The organism is Veillonella dispar, from assembly GCF_900637515.1.
GTDB lineage: Bacteria > Bacillota > Negativicutes > Veillonellales > Veillonellaceae > Veillonella > Veillonella dispar.
In genome coordinates, this window is record NZ_LR134375.1 from 1,434,486 (window position 1) to 1,455,815 (window position 21,330).

The 21,330-nt window shown below is 39.9% G+C and carries 15 protein-coding genes; 3 read left to right on the forward strand and 12 right to left on the reverse strand.

Features of this window, described 5'->3' with window-relative positions:
* Positions 1-274 precede the first annotated feature (274 nt).
* The gene (locus tag EL171_RS06685) at positions 275-1,600 is read left to right on the forward strand and encodes an FAD-containing oxidoreductase (protein ID WP_005387333.1); all 1,326 of its coding nucleotides are present in this window, start codon (positions 275-277) and stop codon (positions 1,598-1,600) included.
* 168 nt (positions 1,601-1,768) lie between these two features.
* Here the strand turns inward: EL171_RS06685 and EL171_RS06690 are convergent, their stop codons facing one another.
* Positions 1,769-2,296 carry an ECF transporter S component gene (locus EL171_RS06690; RefSeq protein ID WP_005387332.1) on the reverse strand — a complete coding sequence of 176 codons (528 nt, stop codon included), beginning with the start codon at positions 2,294-2,296 and terminating at the stop codon, positions 1,769-1,771.
* 191 nt (positions 2,297-2,487) lie between these two features.
* On the reverse strand, positions 2,488-4,662 hold the full coding sequence (locus EL171_RS06695; protein WP_039969645.1) for a heavy metal translocating P-type ATPase: 2,175 nt from the start codon (positions 4,660-4,662) through the stop codon (positions 2,488-2,490).
* Positions 4,663-4,999: 337 nt separating this feature from the next.
* On the opposite strand from EL171_RS06695, the gene EL171_RS06700 reads away from it, so the two are divergent.
* Positions 5,000-5,653: a YigZ family protein gene (locus EL171_RS06700; RefSeq protein WP_005387330.1), complete on the forward strand. Its 654-nt coding sequence runs from the start codon at positions 5,000-5,002 to the stop codon at positions 5,651-5,653.
* Between the two features lie 23 nt (positions 5,654-5,676).
* On the opposite strand, the gene EL171_RS06705 is transcribed toward EL171_RS06700, so the two are convergent.
* Positions 5,677-5,865, reverse strand: coding sequence for a hypothetical protein (locus tag EL171_RS06705; RefSeq protein WP_039969458.1), 189 nt, complete (start codon positions 5,863-5,865; stop codon positions 5,677-5,679).
* A gap of 196 nt (positions 5,866-6,061) precedes the next feature.
* On the opposite strand from EL171_RS06705, the gene EL171_RS06710 reads away from it, so the two are divergent.
* Positions 6,062-6,952, forward strand: coding sequence for a LysR family transcriptional regulator (locus tag EL171_RS06710; protein ID WP_005387328.1), 891 nt, complete (start codon positions 6,062-6,064; stop codon positions 6,950-6,952).
* A 196-nt stretch (positions 6,953-7,148) separates the two neighbouring features.
* Here the strand turns inward: EL171_RS06710 and EL171_RS06715 are convergent, their stop codons facing one another.
* From EL171_RS06715 to EL171_RS06755, 9 genes are all read right to left on the reverse strand, one after another.
* The gene (locus EL171_RS06715; RefSeq protein WP_005387327.1) at positions 7,149-8,102 is read right to left on the reverse strand and encodes a dihydroorotate dehydrogenase; all 954 of its coding nucleotides are present in this window, start codon (positions 8,100-8,102) and stop codon (positions 7,149-7,151) included.
* Positions 8,102-8,869 carry a dihydroorotate dehydrogenase electron transfer subunit gene (locus EL171_RS06720; RefSeq protein ID WP_005387326.1) on the reverse strand — a complete coding sequence of 256 codons (768 nt, stop codon included), beginning with the start codon at positions 8,867-8,869 and terminating at the stop codon, positions 8,102-8,104. The genes EL171_RS06715 and EL171_RS06720 overlap by 1 nt, the downstream gene beginning before the upstream one ends.
* A gap of 4 nt (positions 8,870-8,873) precedes the next feature.
* Entirely contained in the window at positions 8,874-12,074 is a 3,201-nt protein-coding gene (carB, locus tag EL171_RS06725) for a carbamoyl-phosphate synthase large subunit (protein ID WP_005387325.1), read from the reverse strand.
* Position 12,075: 1 nt separating this feature from the next.
* Positions 12,076-13,143 (reverse strand): glutamine-hydrolyzing carbamoyl-phosphate synthase small subunit, encoded by a 1,068-nt coding sequence (gene carA / locus EL171_RS06730; RefSeq protein ID WP_005387324.1) that lies wholly within the window; start codon positions 13,141-13,143, stop codon positions 12,076-12,078.
* Positions 13,143-14,429, reverse strand: a complete 1,287-nt coding sequence (locus tag EL171_RS06735; RefSeq protein WP_039969456.1) for a dihydroorotase — start codon at positions 14,427-14,429, stop codon at positions 13,143-13,145. The genes carA and EL171_RS06735 overlap by 1 nt, the downstream gene beginning before the upstream one ends.
* Entirely contained in the window at positions 14,413-15,363 is a 951-nt protein-coding gene (locus EL171_RS06740) for an aspartate carbamoyltransferase catalytic subunit (protein ID WP_005387322.1), read from the reverse strand. The genes EL171_RS06735 and EL171_RS06740 overlap by 17 nt, the downstream gene beginning before the upstream one ends.
* Before the next feature lie 352 nt (positions 15,364-15,715).
* Positions 15,716-19,003 (reverse strand): hypothetical protein, encoded by a 3,288-nt coding sequence (locus EL171_RS06745; protein WP_005387321.1) that lies wholly within the window; start codon positions 19,001-19,003, stop codon positions 15,716-15,718.
* A 12-nt stretch (positions 19,004-19,015) separates the two neighbouring features.
* Entirely contained in the window at positions 19,016-19,963 is a 948-nt protein-coding gene (gene whiA, locus EL171_RS06750) for a DNA-binding protein WhiA (protein ID WP_005387320.1), read from the reverse strand.
* Between the two features lie 15 nt (positions 19,964-19,978).
* Entirely contained in the window at positions 19,979-21,328 is a 1,350-nt protein-coding gene (locus tag EL171_RS06755; RefSeq protein WP_005387319.1) for a gluconeogenesis factor YvcK family protein, read from the reverse strand.
* Positions 21,329-21,330 lie beyond the last annotated feature (2 nt).

Below are 21,330 nucleotides of genomic sequence, written 5' to 3' on the forward strand. Positions count from 1 at the left end.
TCCATCACTGTCAAGTCATATTACTTTACATATACTACAGCATAAAAAAAGATGTGTCAAGTAGAAATACTTAACACATCATTTAAATTATATATTACATCTGATATATGATTCACTTCGCTTAATAAAGACATTCATCAGTTGTAAATATTACTATAACAGACTTCATATATTATAATTGATAACAATTTTTATATTTTAACTTTTATATCTACTATAATGTGCTATAATATAAATATCTAATATTTTCAATATAAAAGATAGGAGGTATTTTATGAATACCAAACAATATGACCTTATCGTCCTAGGTTTCGGCAAAGCCGGTAAAACATTAGCAGCTAAATTTGGCTCTATGGGCAAATCTGTAGCTATGATTGAAGAAAACCCACTTATGTATGGTGGCACATGTATTAATATTGCATGTATCCCAACTAAAACGATGATTATAGCCGCATCAAAAGGCTTATCTTACGAGCAAGTATTAAACCAACGCGAGGTAGTTACATCTCGTTTACGCAATAAAAACTTCGGTATGTTAGACACAAATGAACATGTCGATGTATATACTGGACATGGTGAATTCATTAGTAATAAAGAAATCGCCGTTACCGCTGGGGAAGATAAAATCGTCTTATGTGGTGAAACAATTATTATTAACACTGGTGCTGTAGCGATTAAGCCTAATATTGATGGCATCGACACCGCAACAGGCTTCTATAATAGCACAGAAATTCAACAATTATCCTCTCAACCAAGTACACTAGGCGTCATTGGTGCTGGCCCTATCGGCCTTGAATTCGCTAGCCTATACGCTAAACTAGGTACAAAGGTAACAGTATTTAATATTGAATCTGGCATCTTAAAACGGGAGGAACCGATTGTACAAGAATTAGCTAATGAATACTTGACTGAGCAAGGCATCACTATTCTTAATGATGTAACATTAAACTCTGTATCTAATGATGGCAACAAACCTGTTATCACTGCAGATGGTCAAAACTATACCTTTGATGCTGTTCTCTATGCTACAGGTCGCAGACCGAATACTACAAATATTGGTTTAGAAAACACGGATATTACTACTAATGAACGCGGTGCAATCGTAGTAAATGATACTTGTGAAAGCTCCGTTCCAGGTGTATATGCTGTAGGCGATGTAAACGGTGGTCCGCAATTTACCTACATTTCTCTCGATGACTTCCGCATCGTATTTGGTGCACTTACAGGTAATGGTCACTATACATTAAAAGATCGCAAAAACATTCCTTACACCACCTTCTTAACACCTCCACTCGCTCGTGTTGGTCTTACAGAAGAGGATGCTATTAATAAAGGTTACACTGTTAAAACGAAGGAAATGCTTGTAGCCACTATGCCAAGGGCTCATGTAAATGACAACCTTAAAGGGGCTTTCAAAATTGTGGTAGATGCGGAAAGCAATTTAATCCTCGGTGCTACACTCTATTCCCAAAGTGCCGAAGAATTGATTAACATGATTAAAGTAGCTATGGATAACAACATTCCGTATACATATTTCAAGAACCAAATCTTCACACATCCTACAATGGCAGAAAATTTAAATGATCTCTGTAATTTCTAGGTAAGAATAGTAACTACATAATCTAATATAATAAATAAAAGAGTCTCCTTTAACTTGAATACATAAGTTAAGGGAGACTCTTTTATTTATGCCTAATGATCAATTTTGGATTATTAGTTATTAGTTAGCAATATATAGTTTTTAGTAATTTATCATTAGTTACTCTATTTAGTTCTTTGTAAATAATCTACGAACTACAGATTGCAATTTAGGTGTCAATACGATAGCTACCACAATACCAGCTGCACTTGTAATCAAAGAATATTGAATTTTACTTGCCGCTACTGCTGCACTTTCAAGAACAAACCACCATGCAAGGAAATAACCAAAGGCAGTCCAAATTGTGCCAATAATTAAAGCACTCAAAATACGTGTAAAGGATGCTGTTGGCTTTGTAATGGATGGTGGCAAATAGCCTGCTGTCATACCGCCAACAATAAGGCCCGCAATACCTTTAATAAAGAACGAGAATACAATATACTGTGTATGACCACCAAAAAGATCAAATAATGCGGAGCCAATCGCCGCTCCTAAACCACCATATAAACCACCAAATAGAATGGATGATGTAAATAATGCAGCAGATCCTAAGTGAACCATTGCACCACCCGGTATTTCGATGCGAATTGTTGTTGCTACTGCACATAAGGCAGCAATAAATCCGATATATACAATATCGCGCGTCTTTAATTTCATAATCTAGCTCCTCTCTTTTAGCTGAATAACTATATTTAGTATAACAAATCTCACTCTGTCTAAAAACACTAATTTCATAGGATTTAAATATATAGTCAGATTTAAAATAAAGCACCTATACCATGGTATAGGTGCTTTATAAACTTTAATCAACTCTATCAAATATTATATGTTATAAGATACAAATTAAATTAAATCTTAGCTCGTTTCAAACGAAGAGAGTTACCCACAACGGTTACAGAGCTAAATGCCATTGCTGTGCCTGCAATCATAGGATTTAATGCACCGATAGCAGCCAATGGAATACCAATGCAGTTAAAGATCAATGCCCAGAATAGATTTTGTTTAATATTTGTCATTGTCTTACGACTGAGGCGTACAGCTTGTACTAATGTATGCAAGTCATTTCTTACAAGAACAATATCTGCTGCTTCTACAGCAATATCAGTACCACTACCGATAGCAAAACCAATATCTGCAGTTACGAGAGCTGGCGCATCGTTGATACCGTCACCAACCATACCAACTACAAGGCCTTTATCTTGCAACTCTTTTACCTTGCTAGCCTTATCTTGAGGTAATACTTCAGCAATTACATGAGTAATACCCGCTTGTTTTGCAATATATTGAGCAGTACGACGATTATCACCTGTGAGCATCCATACATCAATACCTTGAGCATGTAATTCTTTGACAACATCAATGGTTTCTGGACGTAATTCATCTTCTACAGCCCATAATGCACTGATAACGCCATCTACAGCGAGAACTGATACAGATGCACCTTGTTCTTCATAATGTAAAATATCATCTTGTACTGTAGTTAAATCATAGCCCAATTCAGACATCCATCGGCTATGACCTAGTTGTACAGAAAGGCCTTGATAAGCACCTTGCAATCCTTTACCAGGTACATCACCGAAGCTTTCAAGTTCTACAGCTTTACCTTTATAACCATGATCTTCGCCATAATAAACCATAGCCTTTGCAATCGGATGAGATGTACCACTTTCAAGAGCCATCATAAGGGACATATTTCTACTTTCATCACCATTATAGTTTTTGAAAGCCGTTACATCAAGAACACCTTGTGTAAGTGTGCCAGTTTTATCCATAACGATGGCATCGAGTTTACCAGCTTTTTCAAGATATTCTGCACTCTTGATAAGGACGCCATGCTCCGCGCCTAAGCCAGAGCCTACCATGATAGATGTTGGTGTAGCGAGACCAAGTGCACAAGGACAAGCGATAACAAGCACTGCTGTAGCATTAATGAGAGCTACATTAATAGAGTCGCCCATAATGAAGTACCATACGAGGCCGGTCAAAACAGAAAGGCCGATAACAGTAGGCACGAAGTATTGAGCTACGATATCTGCAATACGTTGAATACTTGCTTTAGAGGTTTGAGCTTCCTCTACGACCTTGATGATTTGAGATAGCATTGTATCAGAGCCGATACGTTTTGCTTCCATTGTGAAAGCACCGCTCAAGTTAATAGTCGCACCGATAACATCAGATCCCACTTGTTTTTCTACAGGCAAACTTTCACCGGTAAGCATAGCTTCATCTACAGTAGAATAGCCTTCAGTAATAGTACCATCTACTGGAATTTTTTCGCCTGCACGAACTTGTAAAATATCACCTGCTACAACCTTAGATGTAGGAATATCTACGAACTCACCGTCACGCAATACATGAGCTGTTGCTGGTTGCAAGGCAATCAATTTTTGAAGTGCTTCAGAGGTACGCCCCTTGGCAATTTCTTCTAAAAGTTTGCCAACAAGAATGAATGTAATGAGCCAAGCTGAGGTTTCAAAGTAAATGCCATGAGGCCCAAGTTCTGGATGGAACTGCCAATTATAAATACTGAATAGATAAGCAACAGTCGTACCCATTACAACGAGAACATCCATGGTAAGGGCGCCATTCTTTACCGCACTCCACGCACTCTTATAGAACATAAGGCCAGGGCCGAACTGAGCAATGGTAGCAAGAATGAACTCTACCCATACTGGCAAGGCTTGAATGCCAAAACGATGTAATGTCATGTTAATCATCATCGGTACGGCCATACAAGCAGCAATGATAAGACGCGTAATATGAGGTTTTAAATTAACCTTTTCTATTTCTTGCTTCGTTTCATCTGCCTCTGTAGCACCGAAACCAATATTTGTAATGGCATCAATAACTTGTTGTGATTCTACATTAGAACCGTCTTTGTATTCAACGCTGCCTTTACGAGTGAGTAGATTAACCTTTACAGATTCTACACCATCAATCTTCGAAACGACGTTTTCAACGCGCTTTACACAAGCAGCACAATGCATACCTGTTATATCAAACTCTTGCTTCTTCTTACTCATCATATCACTACTTTCTACTTGAATTTTCAAAAATATACGTTTCTATATATCTATATAAGTCAGAAACTCATAGTAGACATATCATACATCGCTAACAGAATACTTTATAAACACGTATAGTTTATTATATGAACACATTTACATAAGTATGAATTCATACGTGTTTATTCCATAATAACATAAATTTTCATTACGTCAATATCCTACTAAATCTAGAGGACTATTCCTTTTTTATAGGGGATTTAACATCTCCCCACCTATACACAACATTCATAAATAGATTATAATAAAGTGATGATGAATAAACATAAACGTTGATTCCAAAGGAGGTGAAACTATGTGTGAATCAATAAGCCCTATAGTAGAATTTACTACAGTAGCGAAGGAATTTCGCCATGAATATGTTGTGGAGAAGTCGCGTTTTATCACAACTATATGCCCTTGTTCTACAGAAGAGGAAGCGCAGGCTTTTATTGGACGTATCAACAAAGAATTTTGGGATGCACGCCATAATTGTACAGCCTTTGCATTAGGACCAAAACAAGAACAACAGCGCTCTTCTGACAATGGTGAACCATCTGGTACAGCAGGCAAACCTATGTTAGAAGTACTCAAAAAAACAGGTATTACCAATGTAGCGGTCGTAGTAACCCGTTATTTTGGAGGCATCAAATTAGGTGCAGGTGGTTTGATTCGTGCATATTCACACTCCGTTGCGGAAACCTTACGTCTTGCCCCTAAAGAACTACACACAACACGAACTCAGCTGCAGGCTACCATCGACTATGCCTTATATGGAGCCATTGAAAGATATGTGCAAGATCAAAAATTGCATTATGAATCAAACTTTGGTGAACATGTAGATATAACCATCTTAGTGCCACCAACTGATGTAGAGCGCATACAAAAAGAGCTCCAAGACATGAGTCATGGAGCTGCTACTTGTACTATATTAGATTCTATTGAAGTGGTGCTACCGCTAGAACAATAATCTAACTGATACACACATAGTAATTAGTTTTCACTATTAACTAAGCCACTTACGCCTTGACTAAGTTCATGACGTTTTTCTGTAGTTAATGGATGAGGCCATACGCGTTCAAGTTGTTTTTTACGACTAACACCTGCATTATGTGCAGTCATTAATCTACGTGCTTCCCAGTTACGAATTGCTTTACTTAATGTTCTTTTTACTACGCCCATGATAGTACCTACTTTCTTAATCACTATTATTATATTAAAAATTGTGATAAGGATAGAAAGTTTATTTCAAACACATTATTCTTTCTCTTTCCTTGATGAATATAGTATATACGCTATTTTATCAAATGTGAAATTACTGTTACTTAGTTCGTTATAATTTTTATTTATCTTATTTTGTGTATAATAGGGAGATTCTATGGATACATCTTACTACCACAATTTTATTACCCTCGTTCAAACGGGCAATATGACTCAGGCCGCAGAGATTCTTCATATTACACAACCAGCTTTAAGTAAACAATTAAAGTATTTAGAAGCTGAATTTGGAGCTCAACTCATAAATATCAAGCGCGGCCAACGAGGATCAAACTTACAACTGACTGATGCGGGCAAAATTTTTTATCAAAAAGCCCAACAATTATGCTCCATTGAAGAATCAACATACAATGCAGTACAACAGTTGAACTCACGTATTGAAGGTACATTGCGAATCGCTACGTCTGCATCGCGCTCCACACCAATCGTACAACAATACTTACCAGCCTTTTCCATGAAATACCCATCAGTTCACTTCGAAATCTACGAAGGACTAATGACTAATGTGGTCAATCAACTTATTAATGGTAATGCAGAGCTGGGAATTGCAAACATTCAAATGGTAGACACTGATAAATTTGATATCCTTCTTACTCAAGAGGAACATTTATACGCTATTTTCCGCCGTGATGTATTCTGGATAGATCGTGAACATGATACCATCACATGGGATGATATCAAAAAGTGTCCTTTATCCCTCTCTGGTGGATCTGTGCGAATGATTATGCAGTCTAGCTTAACTGACATGGATCAACTGAATGCTGTTGCCATCACTACAACTAAGAGCTCTGCCATCGAATGGGCATCCTCTGGGAGAACTGTGTCTTTAGTTCCTATGGATGCAAAAGAGCTCATTAACCATCGTAAAATGGCCCGTATCAAATTGCCAGAATTCTCAGGCGATTTTAAAAAAGCATTTATTACGCTTAAAGGCCATGCTTTATCCCCTGTAGCACAGCAGTTTATTGATTTCTACAAAGCATATGTATAAGCCACACTATACTAATTCATATAGTATGGTATTTATAACTTATCGTATGAGATTTTGTACAGTTATGAACATTAATACAATACATACAAAAAGACCTAGTACATAATGTACTAGGTCTTTTTATCTTTATATGTTGTAAACCATCTAGTCTATAAATATAAACATATTGTATTAAAGTTCTATCAAATATAAACTATTATTTCTCTTGATGTACAGCACCTACTATATCAGTAATACTATTAAGATTATATTGTTCCACATAATCACCCATCTCACGAGCAATACGTGAAATAGCCGTTGGATCAACCATCGTAGCAGTGCCAACTTGAACGGCTTGAGCACCAGCCATCATGAATTCGATAGCATCAGTGCCAGTCATAATACCGCCAAGGCCCATAATAGGAATATTTACCCCTTTATATACTTGATGCACCATGCGAAGAGCAACAGGTTTAACAGCTGGCCCAGATAAGCCACCATAAATATTCCCCAATACAGGTTTACGACGATGGATATCTATGGCCATACCGAGAATTGTATTAATAAGACTTACCCCGTCACCGCCACCAGCTTCTACAGCTTTAGCGATCTCCACAATATCTGTAACATTTGGCGACAGTTTTACAATAACAGGCTTATCTGTTACTTTACGAACAGCTTTTGTAACTTGTTCTACTACCTTTGGATCTACACCAAAAGCCATTCCTTCACATTCTACATTTGGACACGATACATTAACCTCTAGGCCTGCAATACCGTCTACAGATAAGGTCTCTGCCATCCATGCAAATTCATCAATTGTACCTGCAGACATATTAGCAAGCAATGGTACATCGTATTTCTTGAGGTCCGGTAAAATATCTGTCACAAAATGTTCTGCCCCGGGATTTTCGAGGCCAATACAGTTTAAGACACCAGACGGTGTTTCTGCGATACGAGGTCCAGGATTGCCGTGACGACCTTTAGGTGTTAAACCTTTTACAGATATAGCACCTACTTCATTGCTAAGGTCTAAATAACCAGCATACTCAGGACCATTACCAAAGGTACCAGATGCAGCAATAATAGGATTTTTCATCTTAATCCCGCAGTAATCTACAGCAAGCTTTGGATTAGGCGTAACGGTGTTATTTAAATCGCGTTCACTCATTAAAAGAACACCTCCTCAGCTGGGAATACAGGACCATCTTTACAAACTTTATAACGTTTGCCACCGGCACCGTCACAAGCGCAGCCTAAGCAACCGCCTGTACCACATCCCATGCGTTCTTCAAGAGATACTTGGCATGGTACATTGAGCTCTTTAGCAACTTGTGCGACTCCCTTCATCATCGGTGTAGGACCACAAGTCATAACAGATGTGAACGTATTAGCGTTAATAAGTTCTGGCATGATCGCTGTAGGGAAACCTTTCGTACCTACGCTACCATCATCAGTCGTGATGTGTACTTTAACAGGCGTATCTTTGAATAGATCTGCCCAGAAGGTTTCGCTTTCATTTCTAAAACCAAGAATAACTTGTGCCTCTTCCCCTTCTTTCAAATGGGATGCGATACATAGCATTGGTGCAATGCCAACACCACCGCCAACGAGAAGCATATTCTTAGATGTTACAAATGGTTCCCCTAGAGGTCCTAAACAATCTAGTGTATCGCCAGGTACGAGACGTGTCATAATTTCAGTCCCCTTACCTACGACGCGATACAAAAGGGTAATAATACCCTTTTGTGCATCGAATCCAGCATAGCTAATAGGGCGACGCAATAATGGCGCCGTAGAGTCCGCTACGCGAACATTACAAAACTGTCCTACCTTTGCTTCTGCTGCTTGTTTTGGTGCGTGAATATCCATAATCCACACATCAGAGCCTATTTGCTCATTGCGAACGACTTCGCCCTGTTCTACATATCCACTCATGGTTTTACTCCAATTCAAAATCTTGTAATGCTTCTACATTGTAGTTAGCATCATCTTTACGATTAGCTACAACGCGCAATACTTCACGTGCTGTATCGAGACTTGTCAAACATGGTGTACCCATTTCTACAGCAAGACGACGCAATTGGAAGCCTTCACGTTCAGGGCGTTTACCTGCCGTCAATGTGTTAAGTACAAGATCTACTTTATCTTGACGAATGTGGTCAGCACAGTTGTCATCACCTTCAGAGATTTTGTTAACTACCTTGCAGTCAACACCATGTTCTTTGAAGTATTTACCAGTACCGCCAGTTGCTTCGATGTGATAGCCCAATTCGATGAAGCCTTTTGCCAATTGGCTAGCTTCCTCTTTATCGCGGTCTGCTACGGTCATAAGAATTGTACCATCTTCTGGGATACGCATATTGGCACCATTGATAGCTTTAAACAATGCTTCAGAATAAGTACGACCAATCCCCATAACTTCACCAGTAGATTTCATTTCAGGTCCAAGAGCGATTTCTACAAGGCCCATTTTGGAGAAGGAGAATACAGGTGCTTTTACAGCTACATATGGTTTATTAGGTACAAGACCGAGTGGCAAGCCCAAATCTTTTAAGCTTTCACCAAGAGCAATGCGTGTTGCACATTCTACCATATTGATGCCTGTAACCTTAGAAATGAATGGTACAGTACGGCTAGAACGAGGGTTAACTTCGATTACGTTAAGTTCACCATCAGCCACGATATATTGGATGTTAAGTACACCTTTGACATTAAGGCCAATTGCAATACGGCGTGTATAATCAACAATTTGATCGATAATTTCTTGACTTAAATGTTGAGCTGGATAAACGGCCATGGAGTCACCAGAGTGAACACCGGCGCGTTCGATTTGTTCCATAATGCCAGGGATACAAACATCAGTACCATCGGAAATAGCGTCAACCTCTACCTCCATACCAACCATGTAACGGTCGATAAGTACTGGATGTTCCTTAGATGCTACTACGGCTTCCTTCATGTATACATCGAGTTCTTTATCGTTGTATACGATTTCCATGGCACGACCGCCCAATACATAGGAAGGACGAACGATTAATGGATATTTCAAGTTTTTAGCAGCTGCTTGCGCTTCTTCATCAGAAGTTACAAGAGCACCTACTGGACGAGGAATACCAAGTTTTGCCAATAATTCATCAAAACGTTCACGGTCTTCCGCCATGTCGATGCTATCTACGGATGTCCCGAGAATTTTTACACCGCGCTTAGCCAATGGACCTGCCAAGTTGATAGCTGTTTGACCACCAAACTGAGCAATAACACCAGCTGGTTTCTCTTTCTCGATGATTTCCATTACATCGTCCACTGTTAATGGTTCGAAGTACAAGGAATCAGAAATATCAAAGTCAGTAGACACTGTTTCTGGGTTATTGTTGATCATAATAGATTGGTAACCCGCTTTACGAAGTGCCCAGGAGGAATGTACGGAGCAGTAGTCAAACTCTACGCCTTGACCGATACGAATTGGACCGGAACCAAGTACGACAACGGATTTTTCACCTAATGGTTTAACTTCGTCTTCTTGTGCATAAGCACTGTAGTAGTACGGTGTTTTAGATTCGAATTCGGCAGCACATGTATCTACATATTTATATGTTGGAAGAATGTTCCATTCTTTACGTTTTGCACGAACCTCTTCTACAGTTGTATTAGCATAACGGGCGATAACAGAATCAGTGAAGGAATAACGTTTTGCTTTGCGCAATACATCCTCTGTTAAACCATGTTCAGCCAATGCCTTTTCTACATTAACAATGTTTTTGATTTTTTCAATAAAGAATGTATCAATTTTTGTAATGTAGTGAATTTTCTCTACACTAATGCCCTTGCGAAGTGCTTCTGCTACAACATAGATACGTTCATCATCTACTAAATGTAAACGTTCAATCAATTGTTCCATAGACTCATGAGAGATTTTCTTTAGCTCAATATGGTCTAAACCAATTTCCAAGGAACGAATTGCTTTAAGCAAGGAGCCTTCCAAGGAGCGATCGATAGCCATAACTTCGCCAGTAGCCTTCATTTGAGTACCCAATGTGCGGTCTGCCAAATTGAATTTTTCAAATGGCCAACGTGGGAATTTCGTTACTACATAGTCCAGAGTAGGTTCGAAGCACGCTTTTGTTTCACCTGTTACAGCATTTGTAATTTGATCCAATGTCATGCCTACTGCAATTTTTGCAGCTACCTTCGCAATTGGATAGCCAGTTGCTTTAGATGCTAATGCAGAGGAACGGGATACACGAGGGTTTACTTCGATAACGATATATTCATTGCTATTTGGATTCAACGCGTATTGTACGTTACAACCACCTTCGATTTTCAAATAACGAATAATTTCTACAGAAGCAGTACGAAGCATTTGGTATTGAATATCGTTCAATGTTTGGCTTGGTGCCACAACAATGGAGTCACCAGTATGTACGCCTACAGGATCGATATTTTCCATATTACATACGATGATACAGTTATCTGCACTATCGCGCATTACTTCGTATTCGATTTCTTTCCAGCCTGCTACAGAACGTTCTGCTAGGATCTGGTGAATTGGTGAAAGTTTCAAACCACGGCGTGTAATTTCATACATTTCATCTTCATTATGCGCAATACCACCACCAGTACCGCCCAATGTGTAAGCAGGACGGATAATGATAGGATAACCAATGCGATTAGCAAAGGCTACCGCTTCTTCAAGATCGTTAAAGATATCGGATTCAGGAACTGGTTGATTGATTTCCTTCATCGCTTCTTTGAAGAGTTCACGGTCTTCTGCTTGTTTAATAGCTTCAAGTGTTGTACCTAGAAGTTTTACACCGTATTCTTCTAATACGCCAGCTTCAGACAATTGTACGGCCATATTAAGACCTACTTGGCCACCCAATGTAGCCAATAAGCCCCAAGGGCGTTCTTTTTTAATTACTTCTGTTACGAATTCAAGACTAATCGGTTCTACATATACGCGGTCTGCAATATCTGTATCGGTCATAATTGTAGCAGGATTGGAGTTAACCAATACTACTTTATAACCTTCTTCACGAAGGGAACGGCATGCTTGTGTACCAGCATAGTCAAACTCTGCAGCTTGGCCGATAATAATTGGACCAGAACCAATTACAAGTACTTTTTTTGCTTCTGTGGTCATATTATTTTCCCTTTCTCATTAAGTCTTCAAATTCGTCAAATAAATATAGATTATCAGTAGGTCCTGGGGATGCTTCTGGATGATATTGTACAGAGAAGATAGGTAATTCTTTATGACGCATACCTTCTACAGTACCATCATTTACACTGCGATGTGTAATTTCTACAAAGTCTGGCAAGGAAGTATCATCTACTGCATAGCCATGATTTTGAGATGTAATATATACGCGGCCTGTACGTAAATCTTGTACTGGATGGTTAGAGCCCCGGTGACCAAATTTTAATTTAAATGTTGTACCACCATAGGCTTGAGCCAATACTTGATGGCCCATGCAAATGCCGAAGATAGGCTTTTTACCGAATAATTTCTTTACTTCTTCTACAGCATAGCCAAGATCTTGAGGATCTCCAGGGCCGTTAGATAAGAATACACCATCTGGATTTGCTGCCAATACATCTTCAGCCTTAGCATCTGCAGGGAATACTGTTAGACGACAACCAGCTGCTTCTAAAGAGCGAAGGATATTTTCCTTTACACCATAGTCCATTACAGCTACATGGAACTCTGCATTTTTATCGCCACGCATACCTTGCCATTTTGTAGTTACACGCATAACTTGATCTGTTGGCAAGTCTTGTTTAAATAATTTTTGAATATCTTCCATAGGGTAATCAGAACGTACAAGTACGCCTTTCATTACGCCATGGTTACGAAGTACACGTGTAATAGCACGTGTATCTACATCATAAAGGCAAGGGATGCCGTGTAAACGAAGATACTCGCTAAATAAGCCTTCATTTTGCCAGTTAGATGGGAAATCACACAGTTCTCCTACGATAAAGCCTTTACAATATGGTTTAGGGCCTTGAGTAATAGCATTCAATGTACCATAATTACCGATCAAAGGATATGTTAATGTAATAATTTGATCCGCATAGGATGGATCAGTCAAGATTTCTTGATACCCTGTCATACCTGTGTTAAATACAACTTCGCCTACTGTTGGAGCGCCACCTAATAAGGAACCTTCAAACACGGAACCATCTTCAAGAACTAACTTGCCTTTCATTATAAGACTACGCCCTCCTTCATAACTACTTTGCCATCAACTACTGTGAGTTTGGCCTTACCTGTAACAGTCATACCATCAAATGGGCTGACTTTGCCTTTTGTATAGAATTTATTTCGATCTACTGTCCATTCTTCAGTTGTAGAGAATACAGTAATATCTGCTGGTTTACCAACTTCAAGAACACCTGCATCAAGACGCATTAATTCAGCTGGACGTGTACTCATATAGTACACAACTTGGTCAATGCTGAGTTTATCTGGACCATACGCATTGGTAATAACCGCTGCTAAAGATGTTTCGAGACCACTGAAACCATTAGGAGCACAGCAGAACTCATGGTCTTTTTCTTCATATGCATGCGGTGCATGGTCTGTAATAATTGCATCGATTGTGCCATCTTTCAAGCCTTCTAATAATGCTTGACGATGATCTTCGGAGCGAATTGGAGGAGCCATTTTAAACGCTGGATTGTATTCGCGTAAATATTCATCTGTGAAAGATAAATGTTGGCTTGTAACTTCACATGTTACATTAAGACCTTTTGCTTTTGCGCGACGAACCATGTCCACTGTATTTTTACTACTTACGTGTGCAATATGAATGTGACCGCCTGTCATTTCAGATAACAAAATATCACGAGCAACCGCTAAATCTTCAGCTACTGCAGGACGACCAATAACACCTAGTTCATAGGAAACGATACCTTCATGCATATGACCATTTTTAGTCAATGTAATATCTTCTGCATGGTCGATAACCATTTTATTAAACATGGAGGAGTATTCTAAGGCACGACGCATAAATGCAGCATTTTCTACATAATGGCCATCATCGGAAAATGCTACTACACCAGCTTCAGCCATATCGCCCATTTCAGCAAGTTCCTTACCTTCAAGACCTTTGGATACAGCACCAATAAATTCTACTTTCACAACGCCAGTGAGTTCAGCCTGTTTTTGTAAACCTCTTACAAGTGCAGCATTATCTACAACTGGGTTTGTATTAGCCATAGTGACTACACGTGTGAAACCACCAGCAGCAGCCGCTTGTGTACCAGAGTGGAAATCTTCTTTAGCTTCTTGGCCTGGTTCACGCAAATGTGTGTGAATATCGATAAGACCAGGTGCTACGATAAGACCTGTTGCATCATATACTTCAGCGCCTTCAGCACTCAAGTTTTGACCGATGGCTGCAATTTTACCATCTTTTACGAGAACGTCTGCTACTTCGTTTTGTTTTTTTGCCGGATTAACTACCGTACCATTTTTAATAAGCAAGCTCACTACCGTCACCTCCGATAATAGTTAAGTACAATACAGCCATACGTACAGCTACGCCATTACGTACCTGTTCTTGAATTACGGATTGATCAGAATATGCTACATCTGGTGCAATTTCAAGGCCACGGTTCATAGGACCTGGATGCATTACCATCACATCATCTTTAGCCAATTTCAATACATCATTGTTAATACCAAAGATACGAGCATATTCTCTATTTGTAGGATACAACGCAGAATGAATACGTTCTAATTGAATGCGAAGTACGTTAACCACATCTGCATCAACTACTGCTTCACGAATATCGTGGTGTACGGTAACACCTAATTTTTCGAGCTCTGGATATACCATTGTACGAGGACCAGCCAAATGGACTTTAGCACCCATTTTTGTAAGTCCATAAATGTTAGATCTTGCTACACGGCTATGCATAATATCGCCTAAGATAACAACTTTTAAGCCTTCAATAGATTCTTTTTTCTCTAAAATGGAGTACATATCTAATAATGCTTGTGTTGGATGTTCATGAGCGCCGTCACCAGCATTGATAATAATAGGATCTACTGCTTTTGTGGCATATAGAGGAGCCCCTTCTGCACTATGACGCATTACGATAGCATCTGTACCCATATAGGATAATGTTAGCAAAGTATCACGGAAGCTTTCACCTTTACCCATGGAAGAACCGCTAGGAGAAAGATTGATAACGTCAGCCCCTAAATATTTGCCGGCTAATTCAAAGGAACTACGGGTACGAGTACTTGGCTCCATAAAGAGGTTAACAATAGATTTCCCCTTTAAAACCGGAACCTTCTTGTCATCAGAAAGAACGATTTTCTTCATTTTTTTTGCCACATTTAAAATCAATTTGATTTCTTCAGGTGACACATTTTGCAAACCTAATAAATGTTTGCCTTTTAGGCTAACTTGTCCCATGATTTCCTCCTAACTCACGTAACAAAAAAGACCTTTTGCCCAGGGCAAAAGGTCAAATAGTTTGCACAAAGAAGCCCTTATGGGGCGCTTCAACTATATTCCTTTCTCAGCCTCTCTGGACTAAATTAAAAGGTTTTGTAATATGCAATGGTCTCTCGTACCATGGATGCATTTTCTTTATTTATTGTACTGAATCTCCTCTTGAAAGTCAATGTGAAAGCAAAAGTTCATAAGTATTTTAAAAAGAGGACAAACCCTTAGAAGTGGCTTGTCCTCTCTATACTTCACCAATTGTTTCCTTATAATCAATCTATAATTAGATACAAATAATTTTCATTATTATAAGCTAATATTAGTGCCCCATAGGATATAATTTTGGTGGATTTTGATCATCATTTTGTTGATCTTGCTGTGAACTATAAGGAGCTTGACCTTGTTGACCATTAGTCATTGGGTTTTTCTGTGCATATTGTTGATTTGGTTGTGGTTGACGTTGGTCACGACGACGTGTATTTTGAGATGCAGTCGGTCTAGGTTTAGTCAACTCATCAATAGATACAGCATTTGGAATAGTTACACTTGGTGTATCCTCATGTACATCATCAAGTTCACTGAAGGAAGGTCCTGTTTTAGCCGCTTGTGCTGCCTTACGTTCTGCCTCAATTTGTTGACGTGCAAGTTCTGCGCGACGACGAGCATTTTCTTGTTGTTCTTTGACACGTTGAATCGCTTCAGCTCGCTCTTTTGCTTTACGTTCAACTTCGGCTTGTGCAAGAGCTTGCTGACGTGCTTCTTCCGCTTTGCGTTCCGCTTCTAAGTGAGCTTGATAACGTTCTTCAGCAATGCGTTTTGCCTCTGCTGCTTGGCGTTCAGCCTCTGCACGTTCTGCAGCCAATCTAGCTTGCTCTGCTTTACGTGCCTCAGCAGCCATACGTACTTCTTCGGCTTTTCGCGCTTCTTCTGCTCGTCTAGCCTCTTCTATGCGGCGTGCTTCCTCTGCTCTCCGAACCTCTTCTGCTCGTTTTGCTTCCGCTGCAATTCGAGCTTCCTCTGCCTTACGAAGTTCTTCTGCTCGTTTTGCTTCTGCTGCAATTCGAGCTTCCTCTGCTTTACGCAATTCTTCCTGACGTTTTGCTTCAGCAGCAACGCGAGCTTCTTCAGCTTTACGAGCTGCTTCAAGTCGTTCTTGCTCGGCCTTGCGTTGTGCCTCAAGTCTAGCTGCTTCTAAGCGACGTGCTTCTTCTGCGCGGCGTGCTTCTTCAGCCATACGAGCTTCTTCAGCTTTACGGGCCGCTTCAATTCTTGCCTCTTCAGCCTTACGCGCTTCTTCTGCACGTTTAGCCTCTGCTGCAACACGAGCTTCCTCTGCTTTACGGGCCTCTTCGATTCTTGCCTCCTCAGCCTTTCTCGCTTCTTCTGCACGACGTGCTTCTTCAGCTTTTCTTGCTGCTTCAATACGTTGTGCTTCTAATGCTGCTTTTGCTTCTGCCGCTTTACGAGCATCTTCTTGGCGTTTCGCTTCTAACGCAGCCTGTTCAGCTGCACGTTGTGCTTCTAATGCCGCTTTCGCCTCTGCAGCTTTACGTGCTTCTTCTGCGCGGCGTGCTTCTAATGCTTCTTGTTCTGCTTTTCGCTGTGCTTCTAAACGCGCTTTTGCTTCAGCTGCTAAGCGTTCTTCTTCAGCTTTTTTTGCCTCTAATGCTGCTTTTTCTGCTGCCCGTTGTGCTTCAAATCGAGCCTTGGCTTCTGCGGCTTGTCTAGCTTCTTCAGTTTTACGAGCGGCTTCAATACGAGCCGCTTCTATTCTACGTTCTTCTTCAAGACGTTTCGCTTCTGCCGCTACACGAGCTTCCTCTGCTTTACGGGCCGCTTCTAAACGATCCGCCTCAGCCTTTCTTGCAGCTTCAATACGCGCCATTTCTGCTTTACGTTCTTCTTCGGCCTTACGTGCTTCAGCTACTTTTCGATCAAGCTCAGCTTTTCTTTCAGCTTCTAGTCGTTTAGCTTCTTCTGCTTGGCGCATTTCTTCAGCTTTTTTAGCTTCTAATACAGCTTTTTCTTTTGCAGCTTGTGCTTCTTGAGCCGCCTTCAATTCAGCAGCTTTGCGATCAGCTTCAGCTTTTTCTGCCATTTTACGCTCAATTTCAGCATGTTTGGCTTCTGCAGCCTTGCGTGCCATTTCTGCTTTTTCAGCAGCTAATTTAGCTTCTTCTGCTTTTTTACGAGCTAATGTTTCCTCCGCTTCTTTTGATTTTTTAAGTTGAGCTTCTTTTTTAGCTTCAGCAGCTGCTTTATCACTTAACTTTTTAGTTTCTTCATGAGCGATATTCTCTGCCTGCTTACTAGGTGTCAATGTGGATTTTGTAGTATCTACAGTACCTTTATTGCTATCTTTACTACCTATAGGACCTACCGGAATTTGCGTAGTCCCTTGAGTTGGATGACCTAAACTATCTTTTACATCCTTAGGAACATTAACAGCAATAGTTTGATGTTTTTGTGGATTCGCAAGAGATTCAGGAATTAACAAGAACCGTATCGGCAAGTTAGATGCCCCTGCAGGCATAAAGTTTAATGTTAATAAATCACCTGCGTTATAGTTACCCATGATGCGACTATCTAAAATAGTTCCATCCCCTAGTGCAGTAATCCCATCAGCACCACCGATATGATAGGTACGCGTATCGGTTTGACCTCTACGGGCACCTTGTTGATGAAGTGCTTTTACCGTAAAGGAACCAGAATAGGGACCACCAAGAGGGTTAAAATACAATCTAAATGGTTCATTACCTTTTGTAGGAATTTTTAAAGTATATGAAACACCATAGTTACCACGGTCACGAACAAATGCTTTATTTTGCATTTCGTCTACACCATTGATAAACATATCTTCACGGTCATTACCGATTTCTACAAAAGCACCACCTAATGCCGTATCAAATGGTGTAGTAACCTCCATATTACGCTTAGACCCAGTATAGGTACCGCGCAACTGAATTTCATCAATAGGTAAATTTTTAGCCCAATGAGATGCATCAATGGCATCCATCCCCATAGGCAACATCATAACACGAGCAAAGATTGGTGCCTCTGTTTTAATATCTACGATACCGGTAAATAATGCATCTTGATATACTGGTGTATTTTCCAAATCACTAAAGATTAATTGGCGCTCTTGTGGCGGAATACTTAGCGAATATAAAGGTCTCGCATTGGGACTTTCATCTAAAGGATTCTCTAGGTCCTTCCGGGATAAATCACGACCAGCAGCGAAATAATCTGGTGTAGCCACAGATTTTAACTGTCTCATCACATGAACAGTATTGGGATACGCCGATTGATTCTCCAATACGATAGCAATCTTATGGGGCTTATCCATTTCATTTACATGGTAAAAATAGATACGACCATTTCCATTAATTGTACCTGCACTAAGCGTACCACCTACTGGTCCTACATATTCAGGGCTATCTGATAGTAGCAATGTATCCGTTTGAGACACCAAACTTGGTGGCAACGGAGAAAACTGAAAATATCCAATTGATTGTAAATCTATATCACGAGCCTCTACATGGCCTGTAAGAGCAGCCATGGCGGCCATCGCTGCGGCTACACAATATTTTGATTTATAAGAAAACATATATTAATACCTCTATATTTCTTCAAGCCCCATAGGGTCATACGTAAGTGCTAATGCTTCGATTTTCTTTAAGCGATGTCCAATACCCGACTTAGATAATTCGCCATCCATCAATTCTTCAAGTTCTTTCAGACTCGCTTCTGGATTGTCCCATCTCAATCTTGCTACAATTCGCAACTTTTCAGGCAACTCATCAATACCAATTTCTCTATCGATAATTCGAATAGCCTTTACCTGGCGTACTGCAGCATCTACAACCTTTTGCAAATTTGCAGTCTCACAGTTTACTTGTCGATTAATTTGATTTCGCACAGTTTTCATTATGCGCACGTTTTCAAATTCCATCAGTGCTGATTGAGCACCCATAATTTGCAAGCAATTCGTTACAGCGTCCCCTTCTTTAAGATATACTACGTACTCTTCCTTACGCTCAGTCAAACCTGCATGAATATGAAATAACCGCAATACATGTATAATTTCCTTTGCAAAATTCTCATTCCCCGTCATAAACTCGAGATGATAGTCGCTTTGTGGCTTATTAACAGAGCCACCGCCTAAAAAAGCCCCCCGTAAAAAAGCACGTCGTGCCTCCATAGATTTAAGCCAACTACGAGGAATTTGTTCAGTTACAGGCCATAAAGCAAGATCTTCTAACGCCTGTCGCCCTTCTATAGATGGCTCTACAGATAAAGTATACATATTTTTCTTGCGCAAATTTAGTCCTTGTCGTACTAATACATTGGTAGGTAATTCATATTGTTTTTTTAATATGCCTAACAAGCGACGAGCTACTGCATTATTTGCAGTAGCCAATCTAATACCAACAGCCCCCTTCATCCCCAGAATGATAGATCCACCCATGCGCAATAAGCAAGACGCTTCAATTTTCATGGCCAAATCTGCATCACTAGAGGATTCATATTGGCATAATTCATTTTTTACATCTTCAGCAAATGACATAGGTATCCCTTCTCATTAATGATCATCTCGTTGGAGATAATATTCTAGGATATGTGGTTCAGTATCTGATTGCATAGCATGCACAATATCCATAATTACTTTACCTAACCGTTCAGGATCATGAACAGCCGGCTTTTTAGGACTTATCAATGTAGCCCGAATCGTGCGTATTCCCTTTGCTTGTAGCTTCTTAGTATCTAATGCTACAGGCTCTGAACCTACAGCACTATATTGTTCTACCATTTGAATTGGTAGTGGTCCATCATTAGCAAGTACAGTATCTACAATGCCTTCACCACCATGTGCAATGAGAGCCTCCACATGATCACTTAAGGTATAATCTGTAGTTTCGCCAGGTTGAGTCATAACATTAGCAATGTAAATTTTATTTGCCTTACTAGCGCGTACATGAGATGCAATTTTATCAGTTAACAAATTCGGAATGATACTTGTATATAAGCTACCTGGTCCAAAGATGATAACATCTGCTTCATCGATAGCACGTAACGCAGCACCTTCTGGTTTTGGCTGTGCTGGCTCACTATACATATGGCGAATGCGTTTACCAGAATTAGGAATATTACTTTCACCTTCTACGATAGTACCATCGGTCATCTCCGCTACTAATTTAATGAACTCAGTAGACGACGGAATTACACGACCTCGTACACGCAACAATTTACTAGCCGCTTCAAGCGCTTCCTCCACATCGCCATCATATACTTGAGCAAGTGCTGTGATAAAGAGATTACCAAAGCTATGACCAGATAGCTCGTTTTCCCCTTCAAAGCGGTAGCGGAAAAGATTTTCCATAACCCCTTCTTGTTCTGCTAATGCGACCAAGCAGTTTCGCAAGTCACCAGGGGCAATCATTTTAAAATCTTCCCGTAAACGACCTGATGAACCACCATCATCAGCTACTGTAACAATAGCTGATAAATTAGATGTGTGTGTTTTCAATCCACGCAATAGATTAGACAATCCTGTACCACCGCCGATAACAACGATTTTAGGACCTTTATCAAGTCGTATATTTTGGAAGATAATATCTGATACCTTACTATCAGGATTAGGCAATACAGCACGAATAATCGTTTTAATAACCTTACTAGTGCCGATTAGCATTAGAACGGCACCTATCGATAATATAACTGCACCCACAGCAATGAGCACATTATAATTGTAAAAGCCCGTCATATTATAGGAAAAGGCCAGTACAACATCTTCAAGAACGGCAAGCCATTGATAGTTAAACATCAAGGAAATGCCAATGATTAAAAGACCTACACCACAACTAAATAGGGCAAGCCAACGTTTTATATTTAGGCCCGGTATAAGCCACCGAAACCATCTTTTTCGCAACATAA

Coding starts and splice junctions, on each gene's coding strand:
- EL171_RS06700 (WP_005387330.1), top strand. CDS start 5,000: ATGTGTGAATCAATAAGCCCTATAGTAGAATTTACTACAGTAGCGAAG.
- EL171_RS06705 (WP_039969458.1), bottom strand. CDS start 5,865: ATGGGCGTAGTAAAAAGAACATTAAGTAAAGCAATTCGTAACTGGGAA.
- carA (WP_005387324.1), bottom strand. CDS start 13,143: ATGAAAGGCAAGTTAGTTCTTGAAGATGGTTCCGTGTTTGAAGGTTCC.
- EL171_RS06745 (WP_005387321.1), bottom strand. CDS start 19,003: ATGTTTTCTTATAAATCAAAATATTGTGTAGCCGCAGCGATGGCCGCC.
- EL171_RS06755 (WP_005387319.1), bottom strand. CDS start 21,328: ATGTTGCGAAAAAGATGGTTTCGGTGGCTTATACCGGGCCTAAATATA.
- whiA (WP_005387320.1), bottom strand. CDS start 19,963: ATGTCATTTGCTGAAGATGTAAAAAATGAATTATGCCAATATGAATCC.
- EL171_RS06740 (WP_005387322.1), bottom strand. CDS start 15,363: ATGGGACAAGTTAGCCTAAAAGGCAAACATTTATTAGGTTTGCAAAAT.
- EL171_RS06690 (WP_005387332.1), bottom strand. CDS start 2,296: ATGAAATTAAAGACGCGCGATATTGTATATATCGGATTTATTGCTGCC.
- EL171_RS06685 (WP_005387333.1), top strand. CDS start 275: ATGAATACCAAACAATATGACCTTATCGTCCTAGGTTTCGGCAAAGCC.
- carB (WP_005387325.1), bottom strand. CDS start 12,074: ATGACCACAGAAGCAAAAAAAGTACTTGTAATTGGTTCTGGTCCAATT.
- EL171_RS06720 (WP_005387326.1), bottom strand. CDS start 8,869: ATGAGTGGATATGTAGAACAGGGCGAAGTCGTTCGCAATGAGCAAATA.
- EL171_RS06695 (WP_039969645.1), bottom strand. CDS start 4,662: ATGAGTAAGAAGAAGCAAGAGTTTGATATAACAGGTATGCATTGTGCT.
- EL171_RS06715 (WP_005387327.1), bottom strand. CDS start 8,102: ATGAGTGAACGCGATTTAAATAACACCGTTACGCCTAATCCAAAGCTT.
- EL171_RS06710 (WP_005387328.1), top strand. CDS start 6,062: ATGGATACATCTTACTACCACAATTTTATTACCCTCGTTCAAACGGGC.